The sequence below is a fragment of the Streptomyces sp. NPDC056231 genome, assembly GCF_048270745.1.
In the GTDB taxonomy this organism is placed as follows: domain Bacteria; phylum Actinomycetota; class Actinomycetes; order Streptomycetales; family Streptomycetaceae; genus Streptomyces.
Genome location: NZ_JBLVKW010000166.1, coordinates 1 through 5440 on the forward strand (window position 1 = coordinate 1; position 5440 = coordinate 5440).

Below are 5440 nucleotides of genomic sequence, written 5' to 3' on the forward strand. Positions count from 1 at the left end.
TAAATAAACATTTTGTTTAAAAAAGTGTTGACTGGCAATCGGAAAGGTGATAACATTAAAAAGTCGCCTCAAAAAGCGAAAAATTGATCTTTGAAAACTGAACAAAATGAAACGTCAATTAATTTATTTTTAACTAGAGCTATTTCAAACATCTTATTGGAGAGTTTGATCCTGGCTCAGGACGAACGCTGGCGGCGTGCCTAATACATGCAAGTCGAGCGGACAGATGGGAGCTTGCTCCCTGATGTTAGCGGCGGACGGGTGAGTAACACGTGGGTAACCTGCCTGTAAGACTGGGATAACTCCGGGAAACCGGGGCTAATACCGGATGGTTGTTTGAACCGCATGGTTCAAACATAAAAGGTGGCTTCGGCTACCACTTACAGATGGACCCGCGGCGCATTAGCTAGTTGGTGAGGTAATGGCTCACCAAGGCGACGATGCGTAGCCGACCTGAGAGGGTGATCGGCCACACTGGGACTGAGACACGGCCCAGACTCCTACGGGAGGCAGCAGTAGGGAATCTTCCGCAATGGACGAAAGTCTGACGGAGCAACGCCGCGTGAGTGATGAAGGTTTTCGGATCGTAAAACTCTGTTGTTAGGGAAGAACAAGTATCGTTCGAATAGGGCGGTACCTTGACGGTACCTAACCAGAAAGCCACGGCTAACTACGTGCCAGCAGCCGCGGTAATACGTAGGTGGCAAGCGTTGTCCGGAATTATTGGGCGTAAAGCGCGCGCAGGCGGTTTCTTAAGTCTGATGTGAAAGCCCACGGCTCAACCGGGGAGGGTCATTGGAAACTGGGAGACTTGAGTGCAGAAGAGAAGAGCGGAATTCCACGTGTAGCGGTGAAATGCGTAGAGATGTGGAGGAACACCAGTGGCGAAGGCGGCTCTTTGGTCTGTAACTGACGCTGAGGAGCGAAAGCGTGGGGAGCGAACAGGATTAGATACCCTGGTAGTCCACGCCGTAAACGATGAGTGCTAAGTGTTAGGGGGTTTCCGCCCCTTAGTGCTGCAGCTAACGCATTAAGCACTCCGCCTGGGGAGTACGGTCGCAAGACTGAAACTCAAAGGAATTGACGGGGGCCCGCACAAGCGGTGGAGCATGTGGTTTAATTCGAAGCAACGCGAAGAACCTTACCAGGTCTTGACATCCTCTTGACCTCCCTAGAGATAGGGATTTCCCTTCGGGGACAAGAGTGACAGGTGGTGCATGGTTGTCGTCAGCTCGTGTCGTGAGATGTTGGGTTAAGTCCCGCAACGAGCGCAACCCTTGATCTTAGTTGCCAGCATTCAGTTGGGCACTCTAAGGTGACTGCCGGTGACAAACCGGAGGAAGGTGGGGATGACGTCAAATCATCATGCCCCTTATGACCTGGGCTACACACGTGCTACAATGGACAGAACAAAGGGCAGCTAGACCGCGAGGTTAAGCCAATCCCACAAATCTGTTCTCAGTTCGGATCGCAGTCTGCAACTCGACTGCGTGAAGCTGGAATCGCTAGTAATCGCGGATCAGCATGCCGCGGTGAATACGTTCCCGGGCCTTGTACACACCGCCCGTCACACCACGAGAGTTTGTAACACCCGAAGTCGGTGAGGTAACCTTTTGGAGCCAGCCGCCGAAGGTGGGACAGATGATTGGGGTGAAGTCGTAACAAGGTAGCCGTATCGGAAGGTGCGGCTGGATCACCTCCTTTCTAAGGATTTTAACGGAATATAAGACCTTGGGTCTTATAAACAGAACGTTCCCTGTCTTGTTTAGTTTTGAAGGATCATTCCTTCGAAACGTGTTCTTTGAAAACTAGATAACAGTAGACATCACATTCAATTAGTAATACAAGATATCACATAGTGATTCTTTTTAACGGTTAAGTTAGAAAGGGCGCACGGTGGATGCCTTGGCACTAGGAGCCGATGAAGGACGGGACGAACACCGATATGCTTCGGGGAGCTGTAAGCAAGCTTTGATCCGGAGATTTCCGAATGGGGAAACCCACTGCTCGTAATGGAGTAGTATCCTTACTTGAATACATAGAGTAAGGAAGGCAGACCCGGGGAACTGAAACATCTAAGTACCCGGAGGAAGAGAAAGCAAATGCGATTTCCTGAGTAGCGGCGAGCGAAACGGAAGAAGCCCAAACCAAGAGGCTTGCCTCTTGGGGTTGTAGGACACTCTATACGGAGTTACAAAGGAACGAGGTAAATGAAGAGGTCTGGAAAGGCCCGCCAAAGAAGGTAACAGCCCTGTAGTTGAAACTTCGTTCTCTCCAGAGTGGATCCTGAGTACGGCGGAACACGTGAAATTCCGTCGGAATCCGGGAGGACCATCTCCCAAGGCTAAATACTCCCTAGTGACCGATAGTGAACCAGTACCGTGAGGGAAAGGTGAAAAGCACCCCGGAAGGGGAGTGAAATAGATCCTGAAACCGTGTGCCTACAAGTAGTCAGAGCCCGTTAACGGGTGATGGCGTGCCTTTTGTAGAATGAACCGGCGAGTTACGATCCCGTGCAAGGTTAAGCTGAAGAGGCGGAGCCGCAGCGAAAGCGAGTCTGAATAGGGCGAATGAGTACGTGGTCGTAGACCCGAAACCAGGTGATCTACCCATGTCCAGGGTGAAGTTCAGGTAACACTGAATGGAGGCCCGAACCCACGCACGTTGAAAAGTGCGGGGATGAGGTGTGGGTAGGGGTGAAATGCCAATCGAACCTGGAGATAGCTGGTTCTCTCCGAAATAGCTTTAGGGCTAGCCTCAAGGTAAGAGTCTCGGAGGTAGAGCACTGATTGGACTAGGGGCCCCTACCGGGTTACCGAATTCAGTCAAACTCCGAATGCCAATGACTTATCCTTGGGAGTCAGACTGCGAGTGATAAGATCCGTAGTCGAAAGGGAAACAGCCCAGACCGCCAGCTAAGGTCCCAAAGTATACGTTAAGTGGAAAAGGATGTGGAGTTGCTTAGACAACCAGGATGTTGGCTTAGAAGCAGCCACCATTTAAAGAGTGCGTAATAGCTCACTGGTCGAGTGACTCTGCGCCGAAAATGTACCGGGGCTAAACGTATCACCGAAGCTGTGGATGGACACCGTCTGGTGTCCGTGGTAGGAGAGCGTTCTAAGGGCTGTGAAGCAAGACCGGAAGGACTTGTGGAGCGCTTAGAAGTGAGAATGCCGGTATGAGTAGCGAAAGAAGGGTGAGAATCCCTTCCACCGAATGCCTAAGGTTTCCTGAGGAAGGCTCGTCCGCTCAGGGTTAGTCGGGACCTAAGCCGAGGCCGAAAGGCGTAGGCGATGGACAACAGGTTGATATTCCTGTACCACCTCCTCACCGTTTGAGCAATGGGGGGACGCAGGAGGATAGGGTAAGCGCGCTGCTGGAATAGCGCGTCCAAGCAGTTAGAGGGGTGACGAGGCAAATCCCGTCACCATGTACCTTGAGCTGTGATGGCGAGGGAAATATAGTACCGAAGTTCCTGATTCCACACTGCCTAGAAAATCCTCTAGTGAGGTGAAAGGTGCCCGTACCGCAAACCGACACAGGTAGGCGAGGAGAGAATCCTAAGGTGAGCGAGAGAACTCTCGTTAAGGAACTCGGCAAAATGACCCCGTAACTTCGGGAGAAGGGGTGCTCTGTTAGGGTGCAAGCCCGAGAGAGCCGCAGTGAATAGGCCCAGGCGACTGTTTAGCAAAAACACAGGTCTCTGCGAAGCCGTAAGGCGAAGTATAGGGGCTGACGCCTGCCCGGTGCTGGAAGGTTAAGAGGAGAGGTTAGCGTCAGCGAAGCTTTGAATTGAAGCCCCAGTAAACGGCGGCCGTAACTATAACGGTCCTAAGGTAGCGAAATTCCTTGTCAGGTAAGTTCTGACCCGCACGAAAGGCGCAACGATCTGGGCACTGTCTCAACGAGAGACTCGGTGAAATTATAGTACCTGTGAAGATGCAGGTTACCCGCGACAGGACGGAAAGACCCCGTGGAGCTTTACTGCAGCCTGATATTGAATTTTGGTACAGCTTGTACAGGATAGGTAGGAGCCTTTGAAACCGGAGCGCCAGCTTCGGTGGAGGCGTCGGTGGGATACTACCCTGGCTGTATTGAAATTCTAACCCGCACCCCTGAATCGGGGTGGGAGACAGTGTCAGGTGGGCAGTTTGACTGGGGCGGTCGCCTCCTAAAATGTAACGGAGGCGCCCAAAGGTTCCCTCAGAATGGTTGGAAATCATTCGCAGAGTGTAAAGGCACAAGGGAGCTTGACTGCGAGACCTACAAGTCGAGCAGGGACGAAAGTCGGGCTTAGTGATCCGGTGGTTCCGCATGGAAGGGCCATCGCTCAACGGATAAAAGCTACCCCGGGGATAACAGGCTTATCTCCCCCAAGAGTCCACATCGACGGGGAGGTTTGGCACCTCGATGTCGGCTCATCGCATCCTGGGGCTGTAGTCGGTCCCAAGGGTTGGGCTGTTCGCCCATTAAAGCGGTACGCGAGCTGGGTTCAGAACGTCGTGAGACAGTTCGGTCCCTATCCGTCGCGGGCGCAGGAAATTTGAGAGGAGCTGTCCTTAGTACGAGAGGACCGGGATGGACGCACCGCTGGTGTACCAGTTGTTCTGCCAAGGGCATCGCTGGGTAGCTATGTGCGGACGGGATAAGTGCTGAAAGCATCTAAGCATGAAGCCCCCCTCAAGATGAGATTTCCCTTTCCGCAAGTAAATAAGACCCCTGAAAGATGATCAGGTTGATAGGTTCGAGGTGGAAGCGTGGTGACACGTGGAGCTGACGGATACTAATAGATCGAGGACTTAACCATATAATATGTAGCAAATGTTATCTAGTTTTGAAGGAATATGCCTTCAAAGTTTGGTGATGATGGCAGAGAGGTCACACCCGTTCCCATACCGAACACGGAAGTTAAGCTCTTCAGCGCCGATGGTAGTTGGGGGTTTCCCCCTGTGAGAGTAGGACGCCGCCAAGCAATTGCACGTTAGTGCAATTATGGAGGATTAGCTCAGCTGGGAGAGCATCTGCCTTACAAGCAGAGGGTCGGCGGTTCGATCCCGTCATCCTCCACCATATTTATTCTTACATAATGTTAGGATAGATAAAGCCGGTGTAGCTCAACTGGTAGAGCAACTGACTTGTAATCAGTAGGTTGGGGGTTCAAGTCCTCTTGCCGGCACCACCTTTATATGTTATACTATATGAGTCTCTTGTAATAAGAGCCATTAGCTCAGTTGGTAGAGCATCTGACTTTTAATCAGAGGGTCGAAGGTTCGAGTCCTTCATGGCTCATCAAAGTTGCGGAAGTAGTTCAGTGGTAGAACACCACCTTGCCAAGGTGGGGGTCGCGGGTTCGAATCCCGTCTTCCGCTCCAATAATGGCGGCATAGCCAAGTGGTAAGGCAGAGGTCTGCAAAACCTTTATCCCCGGTTCGAATCCGGG

The 5440-nt window shown here is 51.9% G+C and carries 4 tRNA genes and 3 rRNA genes; all 7 read left to right on the forward strand.

The features are described from left to right. Positions 1–153: 153 nt before the first annotated feature. The 7 genes from ACNPQM_RS43580 (at position 154) to ACNPQM_RS43610 (ending at position 5372) form a co-directional block, all read left to right on the forward strand. Positions 154–1704, forward strand: a 16S ribosomal RNA gene (locus ACNPQM_RS43580). Between the two features lie 169 nt (positions 1705–1873). Further along, positions 1874–4807 (forward strand): 23S ribosomal RNA (locus ACNPQM_RS43585). 49 nt (positions 4808–4856) lie between these two features. After that, positions 4857–4972, forward strand: a 5S ribosomal RNA gene (gene rrf, locus ACNPQM_RS43590). Together the 16S, 23S and 5S rRNA genes with 4 tRNA genes alongside form the textbook arrangement of a ribosomal RNA operon. A gap of 22 nt (positions 4973–4994) precedes the next feature. Next, positions 4995–5070, forward strand: a tRNA-Val gene (locus ACNPQM_RS43595). A gap of 33 nt (positions 5071–5103) precedes the next feature. Further along, positions 5104–5179: transfer RNA gene (locus tag ACNPQM_RS43600), tRNA-Thr, on the forward strand. A gap of 37 nt (positions 5180–5216) precedes the next feature. Next, a tRNA-Lys gene (locus tag ACNPQM_RS43605) sits at positions 5217–5289 on the forward strand. An 8-nt stretch (positions 5290–5297) separates the two neighbouring features. Next, positions 5298–5372: transfer RNA gene (locus ACNPQM_RS43610), tRNA-Gly, on the forward strand. The last annotated feature ends 68 nt before the right edge of the window (positions 5373–5440 follow it).